The organism is Bradyrhizobium sp. CCBAU 51765, from assembly GCF_015291725.1.
Taxonomy (GTDB): domain Bacteria; phylum Pseudomonadota; class Alphaproteobacteria; order Rhizobiales; family Xanthobacteraceae; genus Bradyrhizobium; species Bradyrhizobium liaoningense.
Genome location: NZ_CP030038.1, coordinates 135493 through 160133, shown reverse-complemented (window position 1 = coordinate 160133; position 24641 = coordinate 135493). Strand labels below are relative to the sequence as shown.

At 65.2% G+C, this 24641-nt stretch carries 24 protein-coding genes and 1 tRNA gene; 9 read left to right on the top strand and 16 right to left on the bottom strand.

Annotated features, from left to right (window positions below; all coding sequences use genetic code 11):
* Positions 1-22 precede the first annotated feature (22 nt).
* The 3 genes from XH96_RS00715 to XH96_RS00705 form a co-directional block, all read right to left on the bottom strand.
* Positions 23-763, bottom strand: a complete 741-nt coding sequence (locus XH96_RS00715) for a sulfate transporter family protein (RefSeq protein ID WP_194390629.1) — start codon at positions 761-763, stop codon at positions 23-25.
* Between the two features lie 251 nt (positions 764-1014).
* Positions 1015-1461 carry a nickel-responsive transcriptional regulator NikR gene (gene nikR, locus XH96_RS00710; RefSeq protein ID WP_194390628.1) on the bottom strand — a complete coding sequence of 149 codons (447 nt, stop codon included), beginning with the start codon at positions 1459-1461 and terminating at the stop codon, positions 1015-1017.
* 74 nt (positions 1462-1535) lie between these two features.
* A complete protein-coding gene (locus XH96_RS00705) occupies positions 1536-3974 on the bottom strand; it encodes a heavy metal translocating P-type ATPase (protein WP_194393981.1) in 2439 nt (812 codons plus the stop codon).
* Positions 3975-4036: 62 nt separating this feature from the next.
* Between XH96_RS00705 and XH96_RS00700 the strand changes: the two genes are divergently transcribed.
* Complete coding sequence (locus tag XH96_RS00700; protein WP_007598521.1) at positions 4037-4312, top strand: metal-sensitive transcriptional regulator; 276 nt, start codon at positions 4037-4039, stop codon at positions 4310-4312.
* 230 nt (positions 4313-4542) lie between these two features.
* Here the strand turns inward: XH96_RS00700 and XH96_RS00695 are convergent, their stop codons facing one another.
* A complete protein-coding gene (locus tag XH96_RS00695) occupies positions 4543-5523 on the bottom strand; it encodes a YiiX/YebB-like N1pC/P60 family cysteine hydrolase (protein WP_194390627.1) in 981 nt (326 codons plus the stop codon).
* 192 nt (positions 5524-5715) lie between these two features.
* Between XH96_RS00695 and XH96_RS00690 the strand changes: the two genes are divergently transcribed.
* A complete protein-coding gene (locus XH96_RS00690) occupies positions 5716-7104 on the top strand; it encodes an NAD(P)/FAD-dependent oxidoreductase (RefSeq protein WP_194390626.1) in 1389 nt (462 codons plus the stop codon).
* Between the two features lie 208 nt (positions 7105-7312).
* Here the strand turns inward: XH96_RS00690 and XH96_RS00685 are convergent, their stop codons facing one another.
* The 4 genes from XH96_RS00685 to pheS all read right to left on the bottom strand — a co-directional run bounded on the left by XH96_RS00685 (position 7313) and on the right by pheS (position 12177).
* A complete protein-coding gene (locus XH96_RS00685; RefSeq protein ID WP_194390625.1) occupies positions 7313-8083 on the bottom strand; it encodes a sulfite exporter TauE/SafE family protein in 771 nt (256 codons plus the stop codon).
* Positions 8084-8138: 55 nt separating this feature from the next.
* Positions 8139-10547 (bottom strand): phenylalanine--tRNA ligase subunit beta, encoded by a 2409-nt coding sequence (pheT, locus tag XH96_RS00680; RefSeq protein ID WP_194390624.1) that lies wholly within the window; start codon positions 10545-10547, stop codon positions 8139-8141.
* Positions 10544-11014: an endonuclease domain-containing protein gene (locus XH96_RS00675; RefSeq protein WP_194390623.1), complete on the bottom strand. Its 471-nt coding sequence runs from the start codon at positions 11012-11014 to the stop codon at positions 10544-10546. Before XH96_RS00675 ends, pheT begins: the two co-directional genes overlap by 4 nt.
* Positions 11015-11094: 80 nt before the next feature.
* Positions 11095-12177, bottom strand: coding sequence for a phenylalanine--tRNA ligase subunit alpha (gene pheS, locus XH96_RS00670; RefSeq protein ID WP_194390622.1), 1083 nt, complete (start codon positions 12175-12177; stop codon positions 11095-11097).
* A gap of 31 nt (positions 12178-12208) precedes the next feature.
* Between pheS and XH96_RS00665 the strand changes: the two genes are divergently transcribed.
* Entirely contained in the window at positions 12209-12748 is a 540-nt protein-coding gene (locus XH96_RS00665) for a hypothetical protein (RefSeq protein ID WP_371739926.1), read from the top strand.
* An 8-nt stretch (positions 12749-12756) separates the two neighbouring features.
* Here the strand turns inward: XH96_RS00665 and rplT are convergent, their stop codons facing one another.
* Together rplT and rpmI are read right to left on the bottom strand one after the other, a co-directional pair.
* A complete protein-coding gene (rplT, locus tag XH96_RS00660; RefSeq protein ID WP_028179126.1) occupies positions 12757-13116 on the bottom strand; it encodes a 50S ribosomal protein L20 in 360 nt (119 codons plus the stop codon).
* An 80-nt stretch (positions 13117-13196) separates the two neighbouring features.
* Positions 13197-13397, bottom strand: a complete 201-nt coding sequence (gene rpmI, locus XH96_RS00655; RefSeq protein ID WP_008539890.1) for a 50S ribosomal protein L35 — start codon at positions 13395-13397, stop codon at positions 13197-13199.
* A gap of 275 nt (positions 13398-13672) precedes the next feature.
* Here rpmI and XH96_RS00650 point away from each other — a divergent pair, with 275 nt between their 5' ends.
* The gene (locus XH96_RS00650) at positions 13673-14077 is read left to right on the top strand and encodes a hypothetical protein (RefSeq protein ID WP_194390621.1); all 405 of its coding nucleotides are present in this window, start codon (positions 13673-13675) and stop codon (positions 14075-14077) included.
* Positions 14078-14343: 266 nt separating this feature from the next.
* Here XH96_RS00650 and infC read toward each other — a convergent pair whose 3' ends face one another.
* Positions 14344-14883 carry a translation initiation factor IF-3 gene (gene infC, locus XH96_RS00645; protein ID WP_080659921.1) on the bottom strand — a complete coding sequence of 180 codons (540 nt, stop codon included), beginning with the start codon at positions 14881-14883 and terminating at the stop codon, positions 14344-14346.
* A gap of 251 nt (positions 14884-15134) precedes the next feature.
* On the opposite strand from infC, the gene XH96_RS00640 reads away from it, so the two are divergent.
* Positions 15135-15923 (top strand): carboxylesterase, encoded by a 789-nt coding sequence (locus tag XH96_RS00640; protein ID WP_194390620.1) that lies wholly within the window; start codon positions 15135-15137, stop codon positions 15921-15923.
* A gap of 143 nt (positions 15924-16066) precedes the next feature.
* On the top strand, positions 16067-16534 hold the full coding sequence (locus XH96_RS00635; RefSeq protein ID WP_194390619.1) for a nuclear transport factor 2 family protein: 468 nt from the start codon (positions 16067-16069) through the stop codon (positions 16532-16534).
* A 128-nt stretch (positions 16535-16662) separates the two neighbouring features.
* Here the strand turns inward: XH96_RS00635 and XH96_RS00630 are convergent, their stop codons facing one another.
* From XH96_RS00630 to XH96_RS00620, 3 genes are all read right to left on the bottom strand, one after another.
* A complete protein-coding gene (locus XH96_RS00630; protein WP_194393979.1) occupies positions 16663-17460 on the bottom strand; it encodes an acyl-CoA thioesterase domain-containing protein in 798 nt (265 codons plus the stop codon).
* A 145-nt stretch (positions 17461-17605) separates the two neighbouring features.
* Entirely contained in the window at positions 17606-18775 is a 1170-nt protein-coding gene (gene queG, locus XH96_RS00625) for a tRNA epoxyqueuosine(34) reductase QueG (protein WP_246789899.1), read from the bottom strand.
* Positions 18776-18911: 136 nt separating this feature from the next.
* On the bottom strand, positions 18912-19604 hold the full coding sequence (locus tag XH96_RS00620) for a glutathione S-transferase family protein (RefSeq protein WP_028179134.1): 693 nt from the start codon (positions 19602-19604) through the stop codon (positions 18912-18914).
* A gap of 169 nt (positions 19605-19773) precedes the next feature.
* On the opposite strand from XH96_RS00620, the gene XH96_RS00615 reads away from it, so the two are divergent.
* Positions 19774-20580 (top strand): undecaprenyl-diphosphate phosphatase, encoded by an 807-nt coding sequence (locus XH96_RS00615; RefSeq protein ID WP_194390618.1) that lies wholly within the window; start codon positions 19774-19776, stop codon positions 20578-20580.
* Positions 20581-20737: 157 nt separating this feature from the next.
* Here XH96_RS00615 and XH96_RS00610 read toward each other — a convergent pair whose 3' ends face one another.
* On the bottom strand, positions 20738-21703 hold the full coding sequence (locus tag XH96_RS00610; RefSeq protein ID WP_194390617.1) for a complex I NDUFA9 subunit family protein: 966 nt from the start codon (positions 21701-21703) through the stop codon (positions 20738-20740).
* A gap of 154 nt (positions 21704-21857) precedes the next feature.
* On the opposite strand from XH96_RS00610, the gene XH96_RS00605 reads away from it, so the two are divergent.
* Positions 21858-21944, top strand: a tRNA-Leu gene (locus XH96_RS00605).
* Between the two features lie 341 nt (positions 21945-22285).
* On the opposite strand, the gene XH96_RS00600 is transcribed toward XH96_RS00605, so the two are convergent.
* Positions 22286-23557 (bottom strand): MFS transporter, encoded by a 1272-nt coding sequence (locus XH96_RS00600; protein WP_194390616.1) that lies wholly within the window; start codon positions 23555-23557, stop codon positions 22286-22288.
* Between the two features lie 337 nt (positions 23558-23894).
* Between XH96_RS00600 and XH96_RS00595 the strand changes: the two genes are divergently transcribed.
* A complete protein-coding gene (locus XH96_RS00595; protein WP_194390615.1) occupies positions 23895-24509 on the top strand; it encodes a ribonuclease D in 615 nt (204 codons plus the stop codon).
* The last annotated feature ends 132 nt before the right edge of the window (positions 24510-24641 follow it).

Genomic DNA, 24641 nt, shown 5'->3' with positions numbered 1-24641 from the left:
AAGCGCAGGCGGGAGAGCATAATCACCGCACCTGCCGCGCCGGCTCGATCAGCTCGGGCCGCGGGCCCGACAGGCGCTTGTGCATGTGGAGCATGAAGGCCATGGCGAAGATCGGCGTCGCCAGATTGACGATCGGGATCGAGACGAAGGCGGCGATGAAGAGCCCGGCCGTGAAGATCGTGGCGGCGTTGTCACGCCGCATCGCCTTGGCTTCCTCCGGCGGGCGGAAGCGCATCGCCGCGAGCTCGAAATATTCGCGGCCAAGCAGCCAGGCCGCGGCGATGAAGAAGATCAGGAATCCCGCGCCGGCGAACAGCACCAGCGGCAACGCGGCGAGATAGACCAGGATCGTCAAGAGGGCGGTCTTGATGCCCTCGAGGATCGCCCGGCTGAACGGCAGCGCCACGCCGGGCCGCTCAGCCGGATAATGCTCGCGCTCGACGATGTCGGCGACGTCGTCGACGAACAGGCTCGCCACCAGCGAGGTGATCGCGGGCATCAGGAAGATGCCGCCGAACACGACGCCGAGGCCCGCCGCAATCGAGACGATCCAGGACAGGACTTCGATCGATGAATGCCAGCCCGGTCCGAGCAGGCCTTCCAGCCAGACCTCGCCATTGGTCGCAAACCAGCTGAGGAGCCGCTGCAGGCCGATCGCCAGCACGGTGATCAGCACCAGCGCCAAGCCGACCGATCGCCACAGGATCGAGCGCATCGGCGGCGAGAGCATTTGCGACAGCGCCTTGATGGCGGCATCCAGCATGGGAGATCCTCTGAGGTCAACACTTCGCGAGAGGTAGAGACCGAATGCGGCTTCGGCAAGGGCGGGTGGGCGGCTTCCCTTCTCCCCTTGTGGGAGAAGGTGGCGCGAAGCGCCGGATGAGGGGTTGCCTCCGCAATCGCAAATGAGGGTTGGACTCGCGGAGAGAGACCCTTCACCCTTCTCGCCGCTCCGCGGCGAGTCACCCTCTCCCACAAGGGGAGAGGGGTCCGCACTGCCCGTGCAGCCTGATCTCACTCATGCCTGTGCCCGTGCTTGCGCGCCTTCGCCGGCTTGCCATCGCCCGTCGGGATCATCACCACGCGGCCGTAGCGCACGCCGCGTTCGGCGATGATGTGGTCGGCGAAGTGCCTGACTTCGGAGGCGTTGCCGCGCAGCGCCGTCATCTCCATGCAATTGTCGTCGTCGAGATGGACGTGCAGCGTCGCCAGCGCGAGGTCGTGATGGCCGTGGAATTCCTGCACCAGGCGCTTTGAGAGATCGCGCGCGGCGTGGTCGTAGACATAGACGAGACCGGCCACGCATTGGCCGGTCTGTGCCGTGCCCTCGGTGCTCTGTTGCAGGCCGGCGCGGGCGAGATCGCGGATGATCTCGGAGCGGTTCTGATAACCGCGCGCCTCCGCCGCGGCGTCGATCTCCGCCAGGAGATCGTCCTCGATCGTGATCGTTATCCGCTGCATCGGGTCCTCTCCATCGGGCTACCGGGCTTATGTAGCCTTTCCTCCGAAGGGAGGCGAGGGAGTGTGCCGGTAGCTCACAGCCGCGTCGTGCGCAGGCGCAGCGCATTGCCGACCACGCTCACCGAGGACAGCGCCATCGCCGCTGCGGCGATGATCGGCGACAGCAGCACGCCAAAGGCGGGGTAGAGCACCCCGGCCGCGATCGGAATGCCGGCGGCGTTGTAGATGAAAGCGAAGAACAGGTTCTGGCGGATGTTGCTCATCGTCGCCTGCGACAGTTTGCGCGCCCGCACGATGCCGACGAGGTCGCCCTTGAGCAGGGTGACGCCGGCGCTCTCCATCGCCACGTCGGTGCCGGTGCCCATCGCGATGCCGACCTCGGCCGCCGCCAGCGCCGGCGCGTCGTTGACGCCGTCGCCGGCCATCGCGACGCTGCGGCCGGCCTTCTGCAGCTTGGTGACCACCGCGCTCTTCTGGTCCGGCAGCACCTCGGCCTCGACCTCGGCGATGCCGAGCCGGCGGGCCACGGCCTCTGCCGTCGTGCGGTTGTCGCCGGTCAGCATGATGACCCTGATGCCTTCGGCCGCGAGCGCCTTCAGCGCCTCCGGGGTCGAGGCCTTGACCGGATCGGCGATCGCGAACAGGCCGGCCAGCCGGCCGTCGACGGCCATGTTGATCACGGTCGCGCCGTCGCCACGCAGCCGTTCGGCCTCGGTGTCGAGCGTCCTGGTCTCGATGCCGATCGACGTCAGGTATTTTGCATTGCCGAGCACGATGGTCCTGCCGTCGACCTTGCCGGTTGCGCCCTTGCCCGTCGGCGAATCGAATTGCTCGACCTGGTCAAGCGTGAGCTGCTTCTCCCTGGCTGCGCGCAAGATGGCGTCAGCCAGGGGATGCTCGCTGGCGCGCTCGACGCTGGCCGCGAGCCGAAGGATGTCGTCGTCCGCAAAGCCGGCCGTCGGCACGATCGCGACCACCTTGGGCTTGCCCTCGGTCAGCGTGCCGGTCTTGTCGACCACCAGCGTGTCGATCTTCTCCATCCGCTCCAGCGCCTCGGCGTTCTTGATCAGCACGCCTCCCTGCGCGCCGCGGCCGACGCCGACCATGATTGACATCGGTGTCGCAAGTCCAAGCGCGCAGGGGCAGGCGATGATCAGCACGCTGACGGCTGCAACGAGGCCGAAGGCCAGCCGCGGCTCCGGTCCGAACCAGGCCCAGGCGCCGAAGGCCGCGAGGGCGACGACGATCACCATTGGGACGAACCAGCCGGCGACCTGGTCGGCCAGGCGCTGGATCGGCGCGCGCGAGCGCTGCGCGTCCGCGACCATCTGCACGATCTGCGACAGCAGCGTCTCGCGCCCGACCTTGTCCGCGCGCATCACGAAACTGCCCGACTGGTTCAGCGTGCCGGCAATGACCTTCGCGCCGGTCTCCTTGGTCACCGGCATGGATTCGCCGGTGACCAGGGATTCGTCGAGCGAGGAGCGCCCCTCCAGAATGATGCCGTCAACCGGCACCTTCTCGCCGGGACGAACGCGCAAGTGGTCGCCGGCATGAAGCGTGTCGATCTCGACCTCGTGCTCGCCGCCGTCAGCGTCGACGCGGCGCGCCGTCTTCGGCGCAAGCTGGAGCAGCGCCTTGATCGCACCCGAGGTCGCGTCGCGGGCGCGCAGTTCCAGCACCTGGCCGAGCAGCACCAGCACGGTGATGACGGCAGCCGCCTCGAAATAGACCGCGACCGCGCCTTCATGGCCGCGGAAGGTGGCGGGGAAAATCTGCGGCGTGACGGTGCCGAGGACGCTGTAGACATAGGCCACCCCGGTGCCCATCGCGATCAGCGTGAACATGTTGAGGTTGCGCGTCAGCAGCGACTGCCAGCCGCGAACGAAGAACGGCCAGCCCGCCCACAGCACCACGGGCGTTGCGAAGACGAGCTGGATCCAGTTCGACAGCGTCGGATCGATCCAGCTGTGGGGGCCTGCGAGATGGCCGCCCATCTCCAGCACTACCGGCGGCAGCGACAGCACGCCGCCGATCCAGAACCGACGTGTCATGTCGGCGAGTTCAGGGTTGGGTCCGGTCTCCAGGCTTGCGACCTCGGGCTCCAGCGCCATGCCGCAGATCGGGCAGCTGCCCGGGCCGACCTGGCGGATCTCCGGATGCATCGGACAGGTGTAGATGGTGCCCGCGGGCATCTCGGGCTCGGGCGCCTTCTCCTTGGCAAGATATTTGGCGGGATCGGCGGCGAACTTGGTGCGGCAGCCGGCCGAGCAGAAATGGAAGGTCTCGCCGTGATGTGTGAAGTGGTGCTTCGAGGTCGCGGGATCGACCGTCATGCCGCAGACGGGGTCCTTCACCTTGGTCGCGGAATCAGCATGGTCGTGGCCGGAATGATCGCCGTGGCCGCCGCAGCATGAGGATGTCGCGGGCTTCGCCGCCGGCGGTACAGCTTTCGTGGAACAGCCGCAGCCGGAATGTGTTTCCGCGTCGTGACGATGCTCGCTGCTGTTCATTGTCATGCTCCGGTCCTGTCCCTGGTCTTGCAACCTATACCCGGTAGGGGTATATAGACCCCATGCGCAAGGACATCAAGGCATCTGTCGGAAAACGTCTCGGCCGGATCGAGGGCCAGGTTCGCGGCCTCTCGAAAATGGTAGAGGAAGACCGCTACTGCATCGACATCGTGACGCAGATCTCGGCCGTGCGTGCGGCACTGCGCCGGGTCGAGGAGGAGGTCCTGAAGGACCACGTCGCCCATTGCGTCGAGCACGCTATTGCGAGCGGCGACAAGGCCGACCAGCGCGAGAAGATCGCGGAGCTGATGGCGGTGATCGGACGGGCCGAGCGGTAATTCTCGTCATCGCGAGGAGCGTAGCGACGAAGCAATCCAGAATCGCTGCGCTCGCAATGACTGTTGCTGTGTGGAGAGGTCGCGCCACACTCACAGCTGTCGTCCCTGCGAACGCAGGGACCCATAATCCCAGGGAGGGGTTTGACGAAGGCTGGTTGTTCGGTACTTCTACCGTTCGGACTCGATAGATCACGCGGCATGGGTCCCTGCGTTCGCAGGGACGACAGCGGTTACGCCGCAATCTCTCTCGCACGCCGCTGCCTCGGGCGGTACATTGCAAACTTCTTCAGAAACTGGACATGCGCGAAGACGGGAACGCCGTCAGCCATCGCCGCGGCCTGCGCGCTCACTTCTTCAGCCGGAATCTCAGCCGGCGCCTCTTCGTCAATCGCCTCAGGAATGAGCGGCGGCGCCAGGACCGTTTCTGGAAACACACTGAATGAGCCTGCTACCTCCTCGAGCGGCTTCTGCTTGTCGGCCCAGTGCAGGGCTGTGTAGTCGAACCCGTGCACGATGGTGGGTTTGACGACTTCGAAATAGGGCGAGATGTCGAAGTCGCGGGGCATGTAGAGCGAGGAATCGCGGATGTGCAGGATCTCGCGGCGCGCGGCACGGCTGCCGGCCTTGGTGATCTTCGGCAGGATCGGATAGCGCACGGCATCGAAGGCCTGCGCGATCAGCGCCGAGCAGATGATCTTGGTCGGGTCGCCGGAGCCGATTGCGATCATGCGCCGGCGCCAGCGCTGTGGTATCGGCATCGGGAACAGATAACGCATCAAGTCGACGATGTTCTTGGTGTCGTAGCCGAAGCCGATGCGATTGATGGCGTAGCGACAGACCGTGGTGCGGTCTTCATAGGACAGTCCGACCGGGCGGCAGAGGCGCGTGTGGTAGGGGAAATATTTCGACAGCGGCGCCGAGGTGACGCCTTCGCCGATATTGGCCTCGATCAGCACATGCGGCTCGCCGTCAGGCTCCTCCGCACCCGCGACCGGGCCGACATAGAGCGCCGCATGCGACCAGGTCGACTGCGTCAGATATTTGATGATGCCGGAGATGCGGTTGTTGCCCTCGACCAGCAGCACGTCGCCGGGCTCGATGACGCCGCGCAGATGCTCCGGGTCGCTCGGCGTGAACGGCTCGTAGCCCGGCACCTCCTTCGAGAGGTACGCGGCAATCAGCTTGCCGACCGAATCCAGGACCGTCCCCATGTCAAACTCCCCCCACGGCCTTTTCCGGCCGTCTTTTTCCCTTCTCTATCATGGTCGAAACGTGTTGCAATTCGGTTCATCACTCTGTGAGATCAAGCACGATTGATTCACCATGATGGTTGCCGTGCAACATCAGATGCAGCAAGGTTCGCCGGCTGTTCCCATACGCCGCAAGTCCCCGGAAACCATGACATGACAATCACGCGCCGCGGCTTCCTTTCGGCGTCGGCGGCCCTTGCGGCGATGCCGGTCCTGCGCGCATCCGCCGCGCCCCTGCCGCGCGAGGCCGACATCGTCGTGATCGGGGCGGGAGCTGCCGGAATCGCCGCGGCGCGGCGCATCATGGCGACCGGCCGCAAGGTCATCGTAGTGGAAGCGGCAACGCAAATTGGCGGCCGCTGCATCACCGATCGCACGACCTTCGATACGCCGTTCGACCGCGGCGCGCGCTGGATGTACAATCCCGACACCAATCCGATGATCCGGCTGGCGCGCAGTGTCGGGCTGGACGCGCTGCCGGCGCCATCGGGCCAGAAGATGCGCATCGGCCGCCGCAACGCGCGCGCGGGCGAGACCGAGCAGTTCCTGGCGGCGCTGGTGCGCGCCAACCGGGCCATCGACGAGGCCGCGCGCGGCAAGCTGGATACCTCCTGCGCGTCCGTGCTGCCGAAGGATCTCGGCGACTGGGCGGGCGCGGCCGAGTTCATGCTGGGCCCGAGCTTCGCCGGCAAGGACCTGAAGGAACTGTCCGCGATCGACAAGGGACGCGCGCAGGAGCGCAATGCGGCGATTGCCTGCCGCCAGGGCCTCGGCACTCTGATCGCCAAGCTCGGCGAGCAGGTGCCGGTGGTGCTGTCGACGCCGGCGAGCCGGATCGTCTGGAGCAACCGCGACGTCGGTGTGGAGACGCAAGCCGGCAAGATCGCCGCACGCGCCGCCATCCTCACGGTTTCGACCAATGTGCTGACGTCGGGCGCGATCAAGTTCGCACCCGACATCCCCAAGCGCACCTTGGACGCGGCCTCGAAGCTCACCCTGGGCAGCTACGATCGCATCGTGCTGCAACTGCCGGGCAATCCGCTTGGATTGTCGCGCGACGATATCCTCATCGAGCAGAGCAATTCGACGCGCACGGCGCTCATGTTCGCCAATATCGGCGGCTCCTCGTTGTGCTCGATCGATGTCGGCGGCTCCTTCGGCCGCGATCTCTCCGAGCAGGGCGAGAAGGCCATGGCCGCCTTCGCGAAGGAGTGGATCACAAAACTGTTCGGCAGCGAGGCCGCGTCAGCCGTGCAGAAAACCAGTGCCACACGCTGGAATGCGGCGCCCTACGTGTTGGGCGCAATGTCGGCATCCGCGCCCGGCGGCCAGCTATCGCGAAAAACCCTGGGCGAGCCGATTGGCAACATGTTCCTCGCCGGCGAAGCGACGCACGAGACGCTCTGGGGCACCGTCGACGGCGCCTGGGAAAGCGGCGAGCGCGCCGCGGATGCCGCCTTGCGCAAGATCGGCGCGCTCAAGGCCGAGCCGGCCGACGTGCCGACGCAATCGACGAAGAGGCGGCGGGCACCGCGGCAGTAGGGCCATCAAGCCCCAACAATCTCCGCTGTCGTCCCGGACAAGCGCGCCCCGAGGCGCGCGCCGATTCGGGACCCAGAACCGCAGGGCGTGGTTTGGCGAAGATTCGTAGTTCGGGACCTCTACCGGCTACAATCGGTAGATCACGCGGTATGGGTCTCCGCGCCCCGTACGCAATTGCGCGCCAGGCGGGGACGGCTCGTGGAGAGAGTTACCGCAAAATCCCATCCAGCACCGGCAGCCCGGCAATCACCGCGACCGCGATCAGCACATAGCAGATCCCGCGAAACACTTTCTCGCTGGCGCGGCCGAACAGCGAGGCGCCGAAGGCGACGCCGATCGCATAGACCGGCCCGACGACCAGCGAGAGCACCAGCGATTCGCGCGAAATCAGGCCCGTGGCCGCGTAACTGACCATCGAGAAAAAGTCCGACGCGCCGAAGAACAGCACGATGTTGGCGCGTGCGACGATCGGTGCGATCGGGCGGCCGAGCCAGTAGCCGACGATCGGCGGGCCCCCGGTCTGCGCGAGGCCACTGCAGAAGCCCGAGATACCGCCGATGCCGACCGAGAGCCAGGCGTGGTCCTTGCCGCGATAGCGCCAGCCCGACAGCAGCAGAAGCAGGAGGGCGGCGACGAAGCAGGAGATGATCCAGCGCGTGGTGACGGGCTCCAGCACGCTCAGAAAATACGTGCCGACCGGCACGCCGACCAGCGCGCCGAGCACGATCACGGCGGTGGCCCCGCGGTCGGCCTTCCGCCAGGCGTCAGGCAGGAGCGGCGCGGCCGCGACGAAATCGATGACGAGCAGCAGGGCCGCAACGAGCCGCGGCGCTGCGATGCTGCTCGCCAGCGGCATGAAGATCAGCGCCGAGCCGAAGCCGGAGAAGCCGCGCGCGGTGCCCGAAACGAAAGCGACGGCGCAGAGCGCCATCGCAATGGTGAGGCTGACATCCTTCGGGAGAAAGTCGGCGAGACTCACGCTCGTCGATCCTCGAGCATGATGTCGTCCGAAAACCGCTTCACACTTTTCGGCATCATGCTCTCAGAGTGCCGCCGGTCTTCTTCGTGACTTCGGCCACGATCTTGGCGCCGACGGCCTCGATCTCCTGGTCGGTCAGGGTCTTCTCGCGCGGCTGGATCGTCACCGCGATCGCGATCGACTTCTTGCCGCCATCGATGCCCTTGCCCTCATAGACGTCGAAAACGTTGACGCCGGTGATCAGCTTCTTGTCGACGCCCTGCGCAGCGCGGACGATGTCGCCGGCCTTCACGGCGCGGTCGACGATGAAGGCGAAGTCGCGCGTAACAGGCTGGAAGGCGGAGAGCTCGATCAGCGGCTTGGCGCGGGTCGGCTTCTTCTTCGCCTCGGGGATGCGGTCCAGGATCACCTCGAACACCATCAAGGGACCGTCGACGCCGAGCGCCTCGAGCGCGCGCGGATGCATCTCGCCGAAATGGCCGAGCACGTTCTGCGGGCCGATCTGGATCGTGGCGGAACGTCCCGGATGCAGCCAGCCGGGACCACCCGCCACGACCTGAAGCGCCTGCATCGGCGCACCGGCCGCAGCGAGCACCGCCAGCGCGTCGGCTTTCGCGTCGAACACGTCCGCCTGCGTCGAGCCGGTCCAGTGCCGTCCGAGGCCTTCGGAGGAAGCAAAGCCGCGGCGCACGCCGCTTGCCGCCATGAACTGGTCCTGCGGGCGATCGCCTTTGAATATCTGGCCGACCTCGAATAGCGCGACATCGCCAAAGCCGCGATCGGCGTTGGCCTGCGCAGCCGCGATCAGGCCCGCAAGCAAGGTCGGGCGCATGTCCGACAAATCGGACGCGATCGGGTTGGCCACTTCGAGCTCCCGCTGGCCGCCGCCGAACAATTCGGCCGCGGGCTTGGCAATGAAGGACCATGTCACGGCCTCGACCATGCCGCGGCTCGCCAGCGCGCGCCGGGCGCGGCGGGTGCGCAGCTGCAGCGGCGTCAGCACCGGCTTGCGCGGCTCGTCGCCTCGTTCGAACGGCGTCATCGGCACCTTGTCGACGCCGAAAATGCGCACGACCTCCTCGACGATGTCGGCCTTGCCGTGCACGTCGGAACGCCAGGACGGCACCGCGACCTTCACCACCGGGCCGGGGCCTGCCATCATGAAGCCGAGATGGGTCAGGATGCGCTTCATCTCGGCTTGCGGCACCTCGATGCCCGACAGGCGCTTGACCTCGGTGATCGGGAATTCGATCAGGTGATCGTCGGCAAAAGCCTTGCCGACCACGACGGTTTCGGACGGCGTGCCGCCGCACATCTCCATCACCAGCCTGGTTGCAAGCTCCAGCCCCGGCACCATGAAGGCGGGATCGACGCCGCGCTCGAAGCGGTAGCGCGCGTCGGAATTGATGCCGAGCTTGCGGCCGGTCTGGGCGATGTTGATCTCGTTCCACAGCGCCGATTCGATCAGCACGTCGGTGGTGTTCTCATCGCAGCCGGAGGCCTCGCCGCCCATGATGCCGGCGAGCGATTCGACGCCGTGCTCGTCCGCGATGACGCAAATCGCGGGATCGAGATTGTAGGTGCGGCCGTCGAGCGCCAGCAGGCTCTCGCCCTCGCGGGCGCGACGCACGACGAGATCACCCTTCACCTTCTTGGCGTCGAACACATGCAGCGGCCGCGCGCGGTCGAACGTCATGAAGTTGGTGATGTCGACCAGCGCGTTGATCGGGCGCAGTCCGATCGCGGTCAGCCGCTTCTGCAGCCATTCCGGCGACGGTCCGTTCTTGACGCCGCGCACGAGGCGAAGCGCGAAGCCGGGACACAGCGAGGAATCCTCGACCGTGACCTTCACCGGGCAGGGGAATTCGCCCTTGATCGGCTTGATGGTCGGGTCCTTGAACTTGCCCATGTCGGCGGCGGCGAGGTCGCGCGCGATGCCGTGCACGCCGGTGCAGTCCTGCCGGTTCGGCGTGAGGTTGATCTCGACCACGGGATCGCCGAGCCCGGCCCATTCGGCGTAGGTCGCGCCAATAGGCGCGTCCGCCGGCAATTCCATAATGCCGTCATGGTCGTTGGAGATCTGCAGCTCGGCCGCCGAGCAGAGCATGCCGCGGCTCTCGACGCCGCGGATGGTGCCGATGCCGAGCGTGATGTCCTTGCCGGGAATGTAGGTGCCCGGCGGAGAGAACACGCTGACGAGCCCCGCGCGCGCATTCGGCGCGCCGCACACCACCTGCACCGGCGCGCCGCCGTCACCGGTGTCGACCATGCAGACGCGCAAGCGATCCGCATTCGGATGCTGCTCGGCCGAGATCACCTTCGCAATGGTGAACGGCTTCAGCGCCTTCGCCTTGTCCTCGATGTTCTCGACCTCGAGCCCGATCATGGTGAGCTTCTCGGCGAGCCTGTCCAGCGGCTCGTCGGTGTCGAGATGATCCTTCAGCCAGGAGAGGGTGAATTTCATGGCTGTGTGCCTCGGTTCTTGTCGGTGTTAACGAATTGATCTCGGTCGGTGTCGGCGTTCCCTCCCCCCTTGTGGGGGAGGGTCAGGGAGGGGGGTAAGCCGCGGGCTCTGACAGAAGTTGCCTGGCGAATTGTCTCAACAACTCCCTCAAGGTTCGTCATCACCTGCTCGTTGGTGAAGCGCAGAACCTGAAAACCCTCGGCTGTGAAGAAAGCGTCGCGACGCTCATCTTTTTTTTGACGTTCCTCGAAATCATGGGATTCCCCATCGAGCTCGATGATGAGCTTTGAGGAGAAGCACACGAAGTCAGCAATGTAGTTTCCGATTGGCGATTGGCCACGGATGCCAACACCGTCCATGCGGTTAGCCTTCAGGTGCCGCCACAGCAGTGTTTCGGCGCGCGTCATCGCTCGGCGAAGCTGTTTCGCCCGGCTGCGCTGTCGCTCGCTTACAACTGCGTGCGGCATCCGTGGCTACCCCCCTCCCCGACCCTCCCCCACAAGGGGGGAGGGAACGGAGAGAGTTTTTGTACGGCTACTCACAACCCTCACGAGCTCAATCCCCCCGCAAGCGTCGGCACCTCCAGCGGCTTGAAGCCGTAGTGGCTCAGCCAGCGGACGTCGCTGTCGAACAGCTGGCGCAGGTCGGCGATGCCGTATTTCAGCATGGCGATGCGGTCGATGCCCATGCCCCAGGCGAAGCCCTGGTACTCGTCGGGATCGATGCCACAGGCGCGCAGCACGTTCGGGTGCACCATGCCGCAGCCGAGAATCTCGAGCCAGTCCTCGCCCTCGCCGAAGCGGATCTCGCCCTTGTCGCGGCGGCACTGGATGTCGACTTCCAGCGACGGCTCGGTGAACGGGAAGAACGAGGGACGGAAGCGCATGTTGATGTGGTCGACCTCGAAGAACGCCTTGCAGAACTCATGCAGGATCCATTTGAGGTGGCCGAGATGCGAGGTCTTGTCGATGACGAGGCCTTCGACCTGGTGGAATTGCGGCGTGTGGGTCGCGTCCGAATCGATGCGGTAGGTGCGGCCCGGGCAGATCACGCGGATCGGCGGCTTCTGGCTCAGCATCGTGCGCACCTGCACCGGCGAGGTGTGGGTTCTGAGCAGCATGCGCGAGCCGTCCTCCTTCGGATGGAAGAAGAAGGTGTCGTGCATCTCGCGCGCGGGATGGCCTTCCGGGAAATTCAGCTTGGTGAAGTTGTAGTCGTCGGTCTCGATGTCGGGACCCTCGGCGACCGAGAAGCCCATGTCGGCGAAGATCGTGGTCAGTTCGTCCCAGACCTGGCTCAGCGGATGGATGCGGCCGGCCTCGACCGGTGCATCGCGCAGCGGCAGGGTGACGTCGATGGTCTCGGAGGCGAGCCGCGCATCGAGCGCCGCGGACTTCAGCAGGTCGCGCCGGGCGGCGAGCGCCTCGGTGACCTTGTCCTTGGCCTGGTTGATCGCGGCGCCTTGCGTCTTGCGCTCATCAGGCGACATCTTGCCGAGCGTGGCGAGCAGCGCCGAGATCGAGCCCTTCTTGCCGAGCGCGGCGACGCGCACGGCTTCAAGAGCGACTTCATCGCCGGCGGCGGCGATCTGGTCGAGGATGGACGTTTCGAGCGTTGCGAGGTCGGACACAGTCAAATCCTTGGCTCCAAATTCGGCTGGGTTGTCGCCGCCCGAAGGCCGTAACGTCAAGCAAAAAGCCGGTCATTTCGGGCTTGCGGCCGGCCGGGTTGAACGCTGCGCGGGGACCCGGCACCAATGGGGGTATGAGGAGAGTCCTGCGATGCTTTCGAGATCCTGTCTGGTCGGTCTGGCCCTGCTTGTATTGGAAGGTGCTTTGGGGGGCGCGGCCTACGCCGAGGAATGCCCGGCCAAATCGACGTCGATGGACGACGTCATCGCAGTCCTCAATGCGGCGCCTGGCTGCGGCCCTGCCATGAAGCTGTTCGAGGCCTGCGCATATGGCGCCAGCGGCGACGTGCAGTTCGGTGAAGTGGTCGAGAAGAAATGCGAAGCTGATTTCGTCGGCCAGCAGAAGCCGCCGCAAAAGCTCAGCTATCAGCGCGAGTTGCAGGCGTGCGATCGCAAGTACCGGAACAAGTCCGGCACCATGTATATTTCGGCGACAGCATTCTGCCGGGCGGAGGTCGCCCAGCGCTACTCGCAAAAAGCTTTGAAGGCTGCGGGCCAAAAGGCCCGCTAGCGCAGGCCTCAGGCGGCCAGCGCAGCCTTGGCCTTCTCGGCGATCGCCTGGAACGCGGCGGGCTCGCTGATCGCGAGATCCGACAGCACCTTGCGGTCCACGGTGATCCCGGACTTGGCCATGCCGTCGATAAATCGGCTGTAGGTCAGGCCGAACGGACGGACGGCAGCGTTGATGCGCTGGATCCAGAGCGCGCGGAACGTCCGCTTCTTGCGCTTGCGGTCGCGGAAGGCGTATTGCATCGCCTTCTCCACGGCCGGCTTGGCGGCGCGGATGGTGTTCTTGCGGCGGCCATAGAAGCCCTTGGCGGCCTTGTAGACTTTCTTGTGCTTGGCGTGGGCGGTCACACCGCGTTTGACGCGAGACATGACAAAATTCCTTCAGAGATGACTTGGTTTTCGGATCGCCGCGCGAAGGCGGCGCGAGGTGGCAGTGATCGTGGACGCGATCAGGCGTTCGGCAAGAAGTACTTCTTGACGTTGTCGCCGTCGGTCTTGAACAGCACGCGGGTGCCGCGGAGCTGACGGATCTGCTTCTTCGTCCGCTTGATCATGCCGTGACGCTTGCCGCGCTGGGCGTGCATCACTTTGCCGGTGGCAGTCACCTTGAAGCGCTTTTTAGCGCCCGATTTGGTCTTCAGCTTGGGCATTTGGCTCTCCTATGGCCACAACAGAAATCCGCCCGTGAAGGCGGCTGGCCGTCTAAATTGCTCGTTAGAGCGTTGATTGTGCTCAGGTTTTGCGAACGAGCGCGAAACCCGCACGAAACACCGCCACGGCAGCCCTTAATCAGCCGGGCGATGAAGGCTGGGCTTATGACAGAGCGGGAGCCAAATGGCAACGATGAACCGGCGGAATAGGCCCGGAGACTATCCGGTGTTGCCACCCTCATGTCCCCAGCCGTGCCGCCCGGAGCAGGACCAAAATGGCCCATTTGTCCCAATCGCCTTCGTCTTTGACTGGTTTCGTCCGCCCGCGTCATCTGGCGCTGTTCGTCCTGCTCGCGGCCGTCATGCTGCCGTCGACTGCCGATGCCCGCGTCGGCGGCTATGACGGCATCTGGAACGTCACCTTCGCCACCACGAGGGGCAGTTGCAGCTCGGGCTACAGCGTTCCCTTCACCGTGACGGGCAGCCGCGTCTCGTCCGCCGGCGGCGGCCGGGTTTCGGGCAGGATCAACCGCTCCGGCGCTGTGGCTGTCCAGGTCTCGGTCGGCGCCTCCCATGCCAGCGGCGGCGGCCGGCTCGCCGGCGTGAACGGTGCCGGCTCGTGGAGAGGTGTCATCTCCGGCGACCAGTGCAGCGGCACCTGGCAGGCGACGCGGACCTGAAGGGCAAACCATCGCCACGACGGCGATGCGCTCCGTCCCCCGCCTGCGGGGGAGGGTCGGGGAGAGGGCTGCTTCCGCAAGCGAGGATCCCCAAGAGGCGAGAGCCCTCACCCGCCGCGCTTTGCGCGTCGACCTCTCCCGGAGGCAGGAGAGGTGCAGCGAGTTCGTGGCGAGAGATATCCCCAGCAACGCGCACACAACAAAACGGCCCGCCGGAAATCCGGACGGGCCGTTGAAAACTCAGTCCTGAGCCAAAGCGCTTCGCGTCAGCGCGGCGCCAGCACCATGACGACCTGGCGACCTTCGAACCGCGCGTCCTGCTCGACCTTGGCGAGCTCGGCGACGTCGGTCTTGATCTTGTCCAGCAGCTTGGTGCCGATCTCCTGGTGCGCCATTTCGCGGCCACGATAGCGCAACGTGATCTTGACCTTGTCGCCCTCTTCGAAGAACCGCTGCATCGCGCGCATCTTCACGTCGTAATCATGGTCGTCGATCATCGGGCGGAGCTTGATCTCCTTGATCTCGACGGTCTTCTGCCGCTTGCGGGCTTCCGCGGCCTTCTTCTGAGCGGAATACTTGTACTTCCCGTAGTCCATGATCTTGCAGACGGGAGGGCTGGCATTCGGCGAAATCTCGACCAGATCCATGCCGGCTTCCTGAGCCATCCGGATGGCGACGACTGTCTCGACCGTGCCCTTGTTGTCACCGGTCTGGTCGATCAGCTGGATCTGCGCATTGCGGATATCATCATTGATGCGCGGCCCGTCTTTGCTGGCAGCGGGCGGAGCTTTATTAGGACGGCGAATGGGTGGTTCTCCAAAGTTGTGAAAGAAGCGGCTATCTTGAAGGAAGATGCGTTTGCCGGCAAGCAAGTCGCTCATGCGGCGTGCGAAAAACCCTCAAATGCGAGGCATTTTGGTCACGCCTGAGCACGCAGACGACATAGACACCTTGCTTCTGTTCCGCAAGCGTCCCAAAGGGCGGCCAATGCAGCCATCGGGTCGCATCGCGGGACGCGCCCGGACAGCTCAAACCGCACAGCCAGAGTAAATGTTCCATGACCGATATAATTCCTGATGCCACGCTCGACTTCATCGATGTGGGTGAGGGCCTGTCCGCACGCCGGATCGCGGTACGCAGCCGGCGTGGACAGGGACCGGGACTGGTCTGGCTGGGCGGGTTCAACTCGGACATGCAGGGCAGCAAGGCCCTGGCGCTGGACGCCTTCGCCCGGGATCACAGCCGCGCAATGGTCCGGTTCGACTATTCCGGCCACGGCGAGTCCGGCGGCGACTTCACCGACGGAACCATCGGGCGCTGGCTGGAGGAGAGCGTTGCGGTGTTCGAGCGGTTTTGCGACGGCCCGCAAGTCCTGATCGGCTCATCCATGGGTGGCTGGATCGCGCTGCTGCTCGCGCGCGAGATCAAGAAGCGTCCTGGCAAGGCGTCGCTGGCCGGCCTCGTCCTGATCGCGCCCGCGCCCGACTTCACCGAGGAGCTGATGTGGAAGAATTTTTCGCCCGCGGTGAAGAAAGAGATCGAGACCAAGGGTGTCTGGATGCGGCCGTCGGATTACGGCGACGGCTCACCCTATCCGATCACGCGGAACCTGATCGAGGAGGGCCGCAACCATCTCGTGCTCGGCAGCGCCATCGATCTCGGCTGCCCCGTGCGCATCCTGCAAGGTGCGAAAGATCCTGACGTGCCATGGCAGCACGCGTTCGCGCTGACCCACCGCCTGCCGGCCGATGACGTCGTGCTGACCATGATCCAGGACGGCGACCACCGCCTCTCCCGCCCGCAGGACATCGCGCGCATTCTTGCCGCGGTGGCCGAGATCGGGTGAAGTTGTAATACTCGCTGTCATTGCCCGCGAAGGCGGGCAATCCAGTATTCCAGAAACGGCAGAGATAGAGCCGAGAAGTCACGGCGTACTGGATACCCCGGTCGAGCCGGGGCATGACAGAGAACGGGGAAGGAGCAACGCCAATGACCACCACCGCCATGCTGCGCGCCTTTTGCGATGCGGTCGAGCAGCGCAACGGTCGCGCCTTTGCCGAGCTGTTCACCGAGGACGGCGTCTATCACGACGTGTTCTACGGCGCCTTCGAAGGACGCGAGAGGATCGCGGCGATGATCGACGACTGGTTCTATCGCACGGCGACTAATTTCCGCTGGGACATGCATGATCCGGTGTCTGACGGCACCACGCTCTATGCGCGCTACACCTTCAGCTACAAATCGACCCTGCCGGACGCCAACGGCGTGCGGGCGATGTTCGAGGGCGTCGCGATCATGACGCTGCAGGATGGAAAGATCGCGAGCTATCACGAGGTCGCCAACACCGCGCCGGCATTCGTCGATCTGAAGTTCGCGCCGGAAAGAATTGCGAAGATCGTCGCAAAGCAGGGCGCCGAGCTCAAGGCGCGGCCGGAGATGCAGCGGCATCTCACCTGACCGTCATTCCGGGGGCGCGAAGCGCGAACCCGGAATCCATTTCGCCTTTTGGCCCTGCGGTCCAATGGATTCCGGGTCTGCGCCTGACGGCGCATCCCGGAATGACGACCGGAGAGAGGCGCGCGCCCCTACCGCTTCGACGGATTCGCCATCGGCTTGCGCTGCGCCAGCGCCGCCACGGTCGCGGTGCCGATCGGGCCCTGCTCGTCATAGAGCCAGCATTCGCCGATCGCGACGCCGTCGGTGGCGTGGTGGTTCACGACTTCGAAGCCGATCCATTCCGTGACCGGCAGGCGGTGCAGATAGATCGTGACGTCGCTGTTGATGTAGCCGAGCCCCTTGTCGCCGGCATTGGCAAACGGGCTGGCGAAATCGGCACCGGTTGCGACATGGACGAACGGCGTCATCGGCACGCCCGCAACGAGCTCGCGCACCTCGCTCATCCACAGCCGGCGCGGCCCGAGCGAGCCCATCTGGCCGACGATCGGCCGCGTCGCCCATTTGCCGTTCATGCCGAGCCTGGGATCCGTGGGCTTGGGAATGCCGGCCGGCTTCGGCGCGTCCCAATTCGGCGGCGACCAGACATTGCCATCAGGATTCTGCGTCTTGCGCAGCAGCTGGCACGAGGCGCGCGCCATGCTGACGCCGCCGGAGAAGAACTCCGCTTCCACCACGCGGATGCGTAGTCCATCGCGCACCAGACGCGTCGTCACTTCAATCGGCTTGTCGATGGTCGGCAGCCGAAACATGTCGACTGTGAGCCTCGCCGGCACGAACTCGGGCCCGGAATGGCGCTCCTCGATGGCGAAGCCGAGCAGGCCGATGATGACGCGCCCGTGCAGCGACTTCGGATCCCAGGGACCATTGGCAACTTCCGTCGGGTGGAATGTCTCGCCGTCGCGGGTGAAGAAAGGCATGTTTGTCATGCGCGCGAGATTGCGGGAATGGGTGGGGAAATCAAGGTCCACGATCCTCATCCTGAGGAGGCGCGAAGCGCCGTCTCGAAGGATGCAGGCCCCGCTGCTGCATCTCGGCCTCTATCCTTCGAGACGCGCGCTTCGGGCGCGCTCCTCAGGATGAGGGTCGGATAGCAGCCCGCCACTCCTCACGCACGCTGTCGTCGAACTCTCCGCCCAGCGCCGCGCTTTTCATCGCCTCAAACTCTCCGCGCTCCAGCAGCTGCCCCAATGCCCACACCGCAGCCCCGCGCACCAGCGGGCTCTCGTCGTCCAGCAAGCGCCGCGCCTCCTCCGCCAGCGCCGCCTCGCCCGAGTTGCCGATCGCAATCAGCACGTTGCGCAAGAAGCGGTCGCGGCCGATGCGCTTGAGCGGCGACTTCGTGAACAGCGTGCGAAACGCCGCGTCGTCGAGCCGTGCCAAGTCGGCGAGCGCAGGCGCGCGCAATTCGTCGCGCGCCGCGAGCCTGGCCTCGCGCCCTTCCTGCGCGAACTTGTTCCAGGGGCACGCGGCGAGGCAATCGTCGCAGCCATAGATGCGATTGCCGATGGCTTTGCGAAATTCGCGCGGGATCGGTCCCTTGTTCTCGATGGTGAGATACGAGATGCAGCGTCGCGCATCGAGCTTGTAGGGCGCGGGGAACGCCGCGGTCGGGCAGATGTCGAGACAGGCCCGGCACGAGCCGCAATGATCGATCTCGGCGGCATCGCGCGGCAGCTCCAGCGTGGTGTAGATCGCGCCGAGAAAAAGCCATGAGCCGAACTCGCGCGAGACGAGGTTGGTGTGCTTGCCCTGCCAGCCCAGATGCGCCGCCTGCGCCAGCGGCTTCTCCATCACCGCCGCGGTGTCGACGAAGACTTTCACGTCCGACGGCGCGGTCGCGACCAGCCAGCGCGCCAGCGACTTCAGGCGCTTCTTGATGAGGTCGTGATAGTCGTCGCCCTGCGCATAGACCGAGATCGCCGCGCGCGTCGGCTGCTCGAGGATCGCCAGCGGATCGGAGGCGGGACCGTAATTGACGCCGAGCATGATCACGCTACGTACGTCGGGCCACAGCCCGCGCGGATCGACACGGCGCTCGGGGCTTGCGGCGAGCCAGTCCATGTCGCCATGGCCGCCCGATGCGATGAATTCGAGGAAGTGTTTTCCGGCGCTCTCGATCGTGCCCGGCGCGGTGATGCCGATGCAGTCGAAGCCGAGCGCGCGCGCCTGCTCCTCGAGTGCGGAACGCAGCCCATCCATGCCGGGGGCAGATTTGATCGCCGTCGGATCCACGCTCGTCATGGCCGGGCCTGTCCCGGCCATCCACGTCTTTGCGTCGTGCTCATGATAAAAGGAGGAACGTGGATGCCCGGGCCTTCGCCTCGCCGAAGCGGCTTCGGCCGCGCAGGCGGGACGAGCCCGGGCATGACGATCCTTTTCAGAAATCCAGGTCCACGTAGGTCCGCGACGCCGGCACGCCGGCCAGCCATTCGCTGAGCAGCGGACGGAACGACGGGCGGGATTTCACCCGCGCGTACCACGCCTTTGCTGCGTCGTCCTCGCTCCATGGCACGTCGCCCAGATAGTCGATCGCCGAGAGATGCGCCGCGGCGGCGAGATCCGCGTAGGTGAGCCGGTCGCCGGCGAGGAAATTGCGCGTCTGCGCCAGCCAGCCGATATAGGCCAGATGATAGCGCACATTGGCCTTCGCCGCGCGCATCACGTCGGCCGAAGGCGGGCCGCCGCCATTCTCCTCGCTCATGAAGCGCTTGTAGATGCGCTCGGTGACGAGCGGGTGCGAGACTTCCTCGAAGAACTTCTCGTTGAACCAGGCCATCAGCCGGCGCACCTCGACGCGTTCGCCGATCGTCTGCGGCATCAGCCGTTTCGGGCCCATCTCGGCACCATAGGCCTCGTCGACATATTCGGCGATGATGGCCGCGCCTGGAATCGGCGGCTGTTCCTCATCCACCAACACCGGCGTGGTGCCGGCCGCATTGAGAAGCAGAAACGCCTCGCGCCGCTCCCAGCTGCGCTCCTCGATCAGCTTCAGATCGAGCCCGTATTCGCCCGCGATCAGGCGGATGAAGCGCGAATGCGGGCAGAAGGGATGATGAAACAGCGTAAACATGAAGCCTTTGACTATTTGATGGTGCTTAAGAATCCATCAATGTTTGTGCGGCGCCACACTAGTCCCTCAAAACCGCGAGGCAAGATCGTGATCTCGCATTTTGCGATTGCGGCATGGGAACGAATAGGCGAGAAGAGCCCCGCTTTTCCAGCCGAAATGGACCGTAAATATGTCAGACGCAATACGGGCAGTGATCCTCGGCATCATCGAGGGTGTGACCGAGTTCCTTCCCGTATCCTCGACCGGTCACCTCCTGCTCGCGGAGCGCTTCTTTCATCTCGGCGAAGGCGCCTTCTGGGATTCGTTTACCGTTCTGATCCAGCTGGGCGCGATCCTCGCGATCGTCGGGCTGTATTTCAGGAAGCTGTGGGACGTCGTGATCGGCCTGTTCACGGGCGATGCCGATGCGCGGCGCTTCGTGATCGGCGTGCTGGTGGCGTTCCTGCCGGCCGTGGTCGTCGGCCTCGTCGCCGGCAAGTACATCAAGAGCCTGCTGTTCAATCCCTGGGTCATCTGCTTCACGCTGATCGTCGGCGGCGCCATCCTGCTTTGGGTCGACAAGCTCGATCTCAAGCCGCGCGAGCATGACGCCACCAGGTTTCCGCTGCTGATGTATCTCTATATCGGCATCGCGCAGTGCGTGGCGATGATCCCCGGCGTGTCACGCTCCGGCGCCAGCATCGTCGCGGCGATGCTGCTCGGGGCCGACAAGCGTGCGGCGGCGGAGTTCTCGTTCTTCCTGGCGATTCCCACCATGATCGGCGCGTTCGCCTACGATTTCTACAAGAGCCGCGCCGAGATGACGATGGACCACATGGGCATCGTCGCGATCGGCTTCGTGGTGTCGTTCATCACCGCCATCATCGTGGTGAAGACGTTCCTGACCTACGTCACCCGCCACGGCTTCGTGGTGTTCGCCTGGTGGCGCGTCATCGTCGGCACGCTCGGCCTGATCGCGCTGGCGCTGGGCCATTGAAGCATGATCCGGAAAAGCGCGCAGCGGCTTTCCGAAAAGATCATGCTTAAACAACAACCTAAAGCGCGATGACGCTTCATCCTGATCGCATCGCGCTTTAGAGCAGCAACTCGCTTGGTGCGCTCCCTCGCCCGCAAGCGCAAGAAGCCGACCAGCCTCACACGCTCATGCGCTGGAACTGACCGGCGGCGCGGAAGCGCCAGAGATATTGCGGGGCGATCGCTTCCAGCGAATCGGGCGTGATGCCGAGGCCTTCCAGCGTCAGGCCGGCCGCCTTCGCCGCCTCCGAGACGACGTTGTCGCGCTCGAGCAGCGTGACCTGGTCCGGTGTCAGCTTGAACGCGCCCGGCGCGAATTGCAGCAAGGCGGCCTGGAAGCGGGCGAGGCCGAACGGCAGCGGGATCAGCATCCGCTTGCGGTCGGTGATCTCCAGGATGGTCTCGATGATCTCACGCATGGTCAGCACTTCCGGCCCGCCGAGCTCGTAGGTCGCGCCCGCCTTGGCCTTGCCGTCGACGGCATCCGCGATCGCGGTGGCGACGTCGCCGACATAGACCGGCTGCATCCGGGTCGTCTCGCCGATCAGCGGCAGCACCGGCGACATCCGGGCCAGCGCGGCAAAGCGGTTGGTGAACTGGTCCTCGGGGCCGAACATCACGGAGGGACGGAAGATCGTGGCGGAGGGAACCGCGGCCAGGACCGCAGCTTCGCCCGCCGCCTTGGCCCGGGCATAGCGCGAGGGCGATTCCGCGTCGGCGCCGATCGCCGAGACATGCACCAGGCCGGCATCGGCCGCGGCCGCCGCCTTGGCGACGGTTTCGGCGCCCTTGGCCTGGACGGCGTCAAAAGTCTGCGCGCCGCCTTCGGTGAGGACGCCGACGAGGTTGATCGCGATATGCGAATCACGCAGCGCCGCCTCGACCGAGGCCGGATAGCGCAGATTCGCCTGCACGGTGTGGACCTGTCCGACCTTGCCGGAGGGCTGCAGGTACCCGGCAAGTTCCGGCCGCCGTACCGCAACCCGGACCCGGTAATCCCGCTTGCACAGGGCCCGGACGACATTCCGGCCCAAAAACCCCGATCCGCCGAAAACCGTGACGAGCGTGTCCAGATTCGATGCCATGGGGGTGTCCGTTCCTGCGGAAAAGAGTGCGTCTTGTCAGGCTTTTATCGAGCCGGTTTGCGATGCGCAATCGGCATCCCGAACCGGGCCTCACGCATGAATTGACAACGGCGTCACCGAACCGTAGTAACCGCCTCCGTGCCCCAAACGGCATGCCCAGGTGGTGGAATTGGTAGACGCGCTGGCTTCAGGTGCCAGTGGCTTAACGGCCGTGAAGGTTCGAGTCCTTTCCTGGGCACCATACGATTCTGGATCGCAAACAAATCCAGATAGATAAGCCCTTTCAGAGTGCTGCGTTGGCATTGGGCCATGAGCCGAGAAAGTGCAATGCGCTGTGTCTTGGGATCGTGTGCTTTGGGCTTGTGCCTCTTGATCGGTGCGTGTGCTTCTGCGAACGCGGCCGCAAGAGGGCATCACAAGTCGCGACATGTCACCGTTCGGCCGGGCCAGGCCACGGCTCCGGTCTATGTCACTCCGAATGGTGTGCGCATCTATCGCGACGACTCCGTTCCCGGCGGTCTGCGGACCGACCACGACGACCCTCCCGCTTATGACGATCCATCCAAGTTCGGCGGCGGCTGATCACACCACCTGCTTCCCCATCCGCTGTGCCACCGCCTTCTGCACGAAGTACATCATCACCAGCGTGACGATCGTCGTCGCGACGACGACGTAGCCGATCCGGTCGAAATGGATCAGCGAGCCGTCGGGCGCCTGCGCGATGATCGCGCCGGCGAGCACCGAGCCGAGTCCGCCGGAGAGCTGCTGCAGCGAGGCGCTGACCGCGCTGAAGGAGCCGCGCTGGCTCGCGTCGGGGATCGCCGACATCAGCGCCTGCGACGGGATCATCCGCGAGAAGATGCCGACGAACATCAGGACGTTGACGAGGATCGCGGTTGCGAGCGAGACGTGGCCGAGATGCGTGTAGATCAGCACCATGACCACGGTCATCGCGCAGCCGAACACGAAGGTCGGATATTTGCCGAACGCATCGCTGGCACGTCCGACCAGCGGTCCCGTGACGATGCTGAACAGGCCGGAGACGAGATAGATCGTCGGCAGATGCGTGATGTCGATGCCGAGATTGTGCACGGTGTAGGCGCTGGAGAACGGCATCAGCATGTAGCCGCCCGTTGCCAGCAGCGTCGTGACGGCGAAGGCCAGCGTATAGCGTGGCTCTCCGAGCGTCGCGATCAGATGGTGGAACGGGTTCTTGTCCTGCTTCAGCTTCAGATGCGCATCGACCGGCTCCATCACGAGGGCGATGATTGCGATCGCTGCGATCGACACCACGACGATCGCCGCGAAGCAGACATGCCAATTCCAGTGATTGGCGAGAAACAGTCCGGCCGGAATGCCGAGCACCTGGCTCGCGGCGAACGCCGTCTGGAGGAAGCCCATGACGCGGCCGCGCAGGTGCAGTGGAAACAGGTCGGTGACGATGGCGAGCACGACCGCGCCGATCACGCCCCCGAACAATCCGGTCACGATCCGGCCGAGCAACAGCACATGATAGGTCTGCGCGGCCGCGCAGAGCGCGGTACCGAGCGTGAAGCCGACATAGAAGAACAGCAGCAGGCGCTTGCGATCGAAGCGATCGGCGAAGCCGGCGGCGAGGATGCCCGATAGTCCCGCACTGAACGCGTAGGCCGACACCGCGACGCCGAATTGTCCGGCCGTGATGCCGAGCGAGGGCATCAGGATGGCGCCGAGCGGCGACATGATGATGAAGTCGAGAATGATCGTGAACTGCGTGAATGCCAGCAGCGCGATGAGGAGCGCCTGGTAGCGCGAGAAGCCGCGCTGGCGTTTCCCGTGGTCGTCGATCGGCGCGGCGAGCGTCTGTTCGGTCATCGGCACTTCATTCGTCGTGAGCGGGCGAGGGCGGAGAGGCCGGCAACAGATAGGGTGCGCCGGGGCGGATTGCAGCGGGCCGGCCTGAAAACCTGCTCTGCCGGAAAAGGGCGGCGGCCCATCATTTCCGCGCGCCGCGCATGCGCGAGCGTGCAGGACCAGCCGATCCCTCCAATCCCGACTAAAGGATCGCCGATCTGAACGCCGTCGCCGCGATCTGACCGCCCGTCAGGCCACGGCCGCCGCTTGCGTGACCTCTCGCCAGTGGCTACATCGCGGTCCATCCGTTTACCCTATGATATCGACGCACCGATTCGACCCGAGGTTTTGACACGCCATGACCGTACGTCTGCACCGCGGCGACCTGCCCGACCTGTCCCGCTACACCGGAGCGGTGGCGATCGACACCGAGACCATGGGGCTGAACCCGCACCGCGACCGGCTCTGCGTGGTGCAGCTCTCGCCCGGCGACGGCAGCGCCGACGTGGTGCAGATCCCCAGGGGGCACACCGACGCGCCGAACCTGAAGGCGCTCCTGGCCAATCCGGCCGTCACGAAGATCTTCCACTTCGCGCGGTTCGACATCGCGGTGCTGTACCAGACCTTCGGCGTCATGACCGGGCCGATCTATTGCACCAAGATCGCCTCCCGCCTGACCCGCACCTACACCGACCGCCATGGCCTCAAGGACCTCGTGCGCGAGGTGCTCAACATCGACCTCTCCAAGCAGCAGCAATCCAGCGACTGGGGTTCCGACAGCCTGACCGAGCCGCAGCTCGCCTACGCCGCCTCCGACGTGCTGCATCTGCACGCCTTGCGCGAACGGCTCGATGCCATGCTGGTCCGGGAAGGCCGCAGCCAGCTGGCACAGGCCTGTTTCGACTTCCTGCCGACCCGCGCTCTTCTCGACCTCCAGGGCTGGGCCGAAGAGGACATTTTCGCGCATTCCTAAAGGCCCCGTGCGGCGGTTACCCTGAGGTTGCCGCCCCGTTTCGGACACTTTCGTAACGGCCTGTCGCCGGCTGCATATTTGGGCGGCGCCGGATACAATGGGGCGCCCTCAACCGGACGAGGCGAGCGATAT

Bases quoted from the DNA above. Each gene is read 5' to 3' on its own strand.
- XH96_RS00715 (WP_194390629.1), bottom strand. From the start codon at position 763: ATGCTGGATGCCGCCATCAAGGCGCTGTCGCAAATGCTCTCGCCGCCG.
- nikR (WP_194390628.1), bottom strand. From the start codon at position 1,461: ATGCAGCGGATAACGATCACGATCGAGGACGATCTCCTGGCGGAGATC.
- XH96_RS00705 (WP_194393981.1), bottom strand. From the start codon at position 3,974: ATGAACAGCAGCGAGCATCGTCACGACGCGGAAACACATTCCGGCTGC.
- XH96_RS00700 (WP_007598521.1), top strand. From the start codon at position 4,037: ATGCGCAAGGACATCAAGGCATCTGTCGGAAAACGTCTCGGCCGGATC.
- XH96_RS00695 (WP_194390627.1), bottom strand. From the start codon at position 5,523: ATGGGGACGGTCCTGGATTCGGTCGGCAAGCTGATTGCCGCGTACCTC.
- XH96_RS00690 (WP_194390626.1), top strand. From the start codon at position 5,716: ATGACAATCACGCGCCGCGGCTTCCTTTCGGCGTCGGCGGCCCTTGCG.
- pheT (WP_194390624.1), bottom strand. From the start codon at position 10,547: ATGAAATTCACCCTCTCCTGGCTGAAGGATCATCTCGACACCGACGAG.
- XH96_RS00675 (WP_194390623.1), bottom strand. From the start codon at position 11,014: ATGCCGCACGCAGTTGTAAGCGAGCGACAGCGCAGCCGGGCGAAACAG.
- rplT (WP_028179126.1), bottom strand. From the start codon at position 13,116: ATGTCTCGCGTCAAACGCGGTGTGACCGCCCACGCCAAGCACAAGAAA.
- rpmI (WP_008539890.1), bottom strand. From the start codon at position 13,397: ATGCCCAAGCTGAAGACCAAATCGGGCGCTAAAAAGCGCTTCAAGGTG.
- XH96_RS00650 (WP_194390621.1), top strand. From the start codon at position 13,673: ATGGCCCATTTGTCCCAATCGCCTTCGTCTTTGACTGGTTTCGTCCGC.
- XH96_RS00640 (WP_194390620.1), top strand. From the start codon at position 15,135: ATGACCGATATAATTCCTGATGCCACGCTCGACTTCATCGATGTGGGT.
- XH96_RS00635 (WP_194390619.1), top strand. From the start codon at position 16,067: ATGACCACCACCGCCATGCTGCGCGCCTTTTGCGATGCGGTCGAGCAG.
- XH96_RS00630 (WP_194393979.1), bottom strand. From the start codon at position 17,460: ATGACAAACATGCCTTTCTTCACCCGCGACGGCGAGACATTCCACCCG.
- queG (WP_246789899.1), bottom strand. From the start codon at position 18,775: ATGACGAGCGTGGATCCGACGGCGATCAAATCTGCCCCCGGCATGGAT.
- XH96_RS00620 (WP_028179134.1), bottom strand. From the start codon at position 19,604: ATGTTTACGCTGTTTCATCATCCCTTCTGCCCGCATTCGCGCTTCATC.
- XH96_RS00615 (WP_194390618.1), top strand. From the start codon at position 19,774: ATGTCAGACGCAATACGGGCAGTGATCCTCGGCATCATCGAGGGTGTG.
- XH96_RS00610 (WP_194390617.1), bottom strand. From the start codon at position 21,703: ATGGCATCGAATCTGGACACGCTCGTCACGGTTTTCGGCGGATCGGGG.
- XH96_RS00600 (WP_194390616.1), bottom strand. From the start codon at position 23,557: ATGACCGAACAGACGCTCGCCGCGCCGATCGACGACCACGGGAAACGC.
- XH96_RS00595 (WP_194390615.1), top strand. From the start codon at position 23,895: ATGACCGTACGTCTGCACCGCGGCGACCTGCCCGACCTGTCCCGCTAC.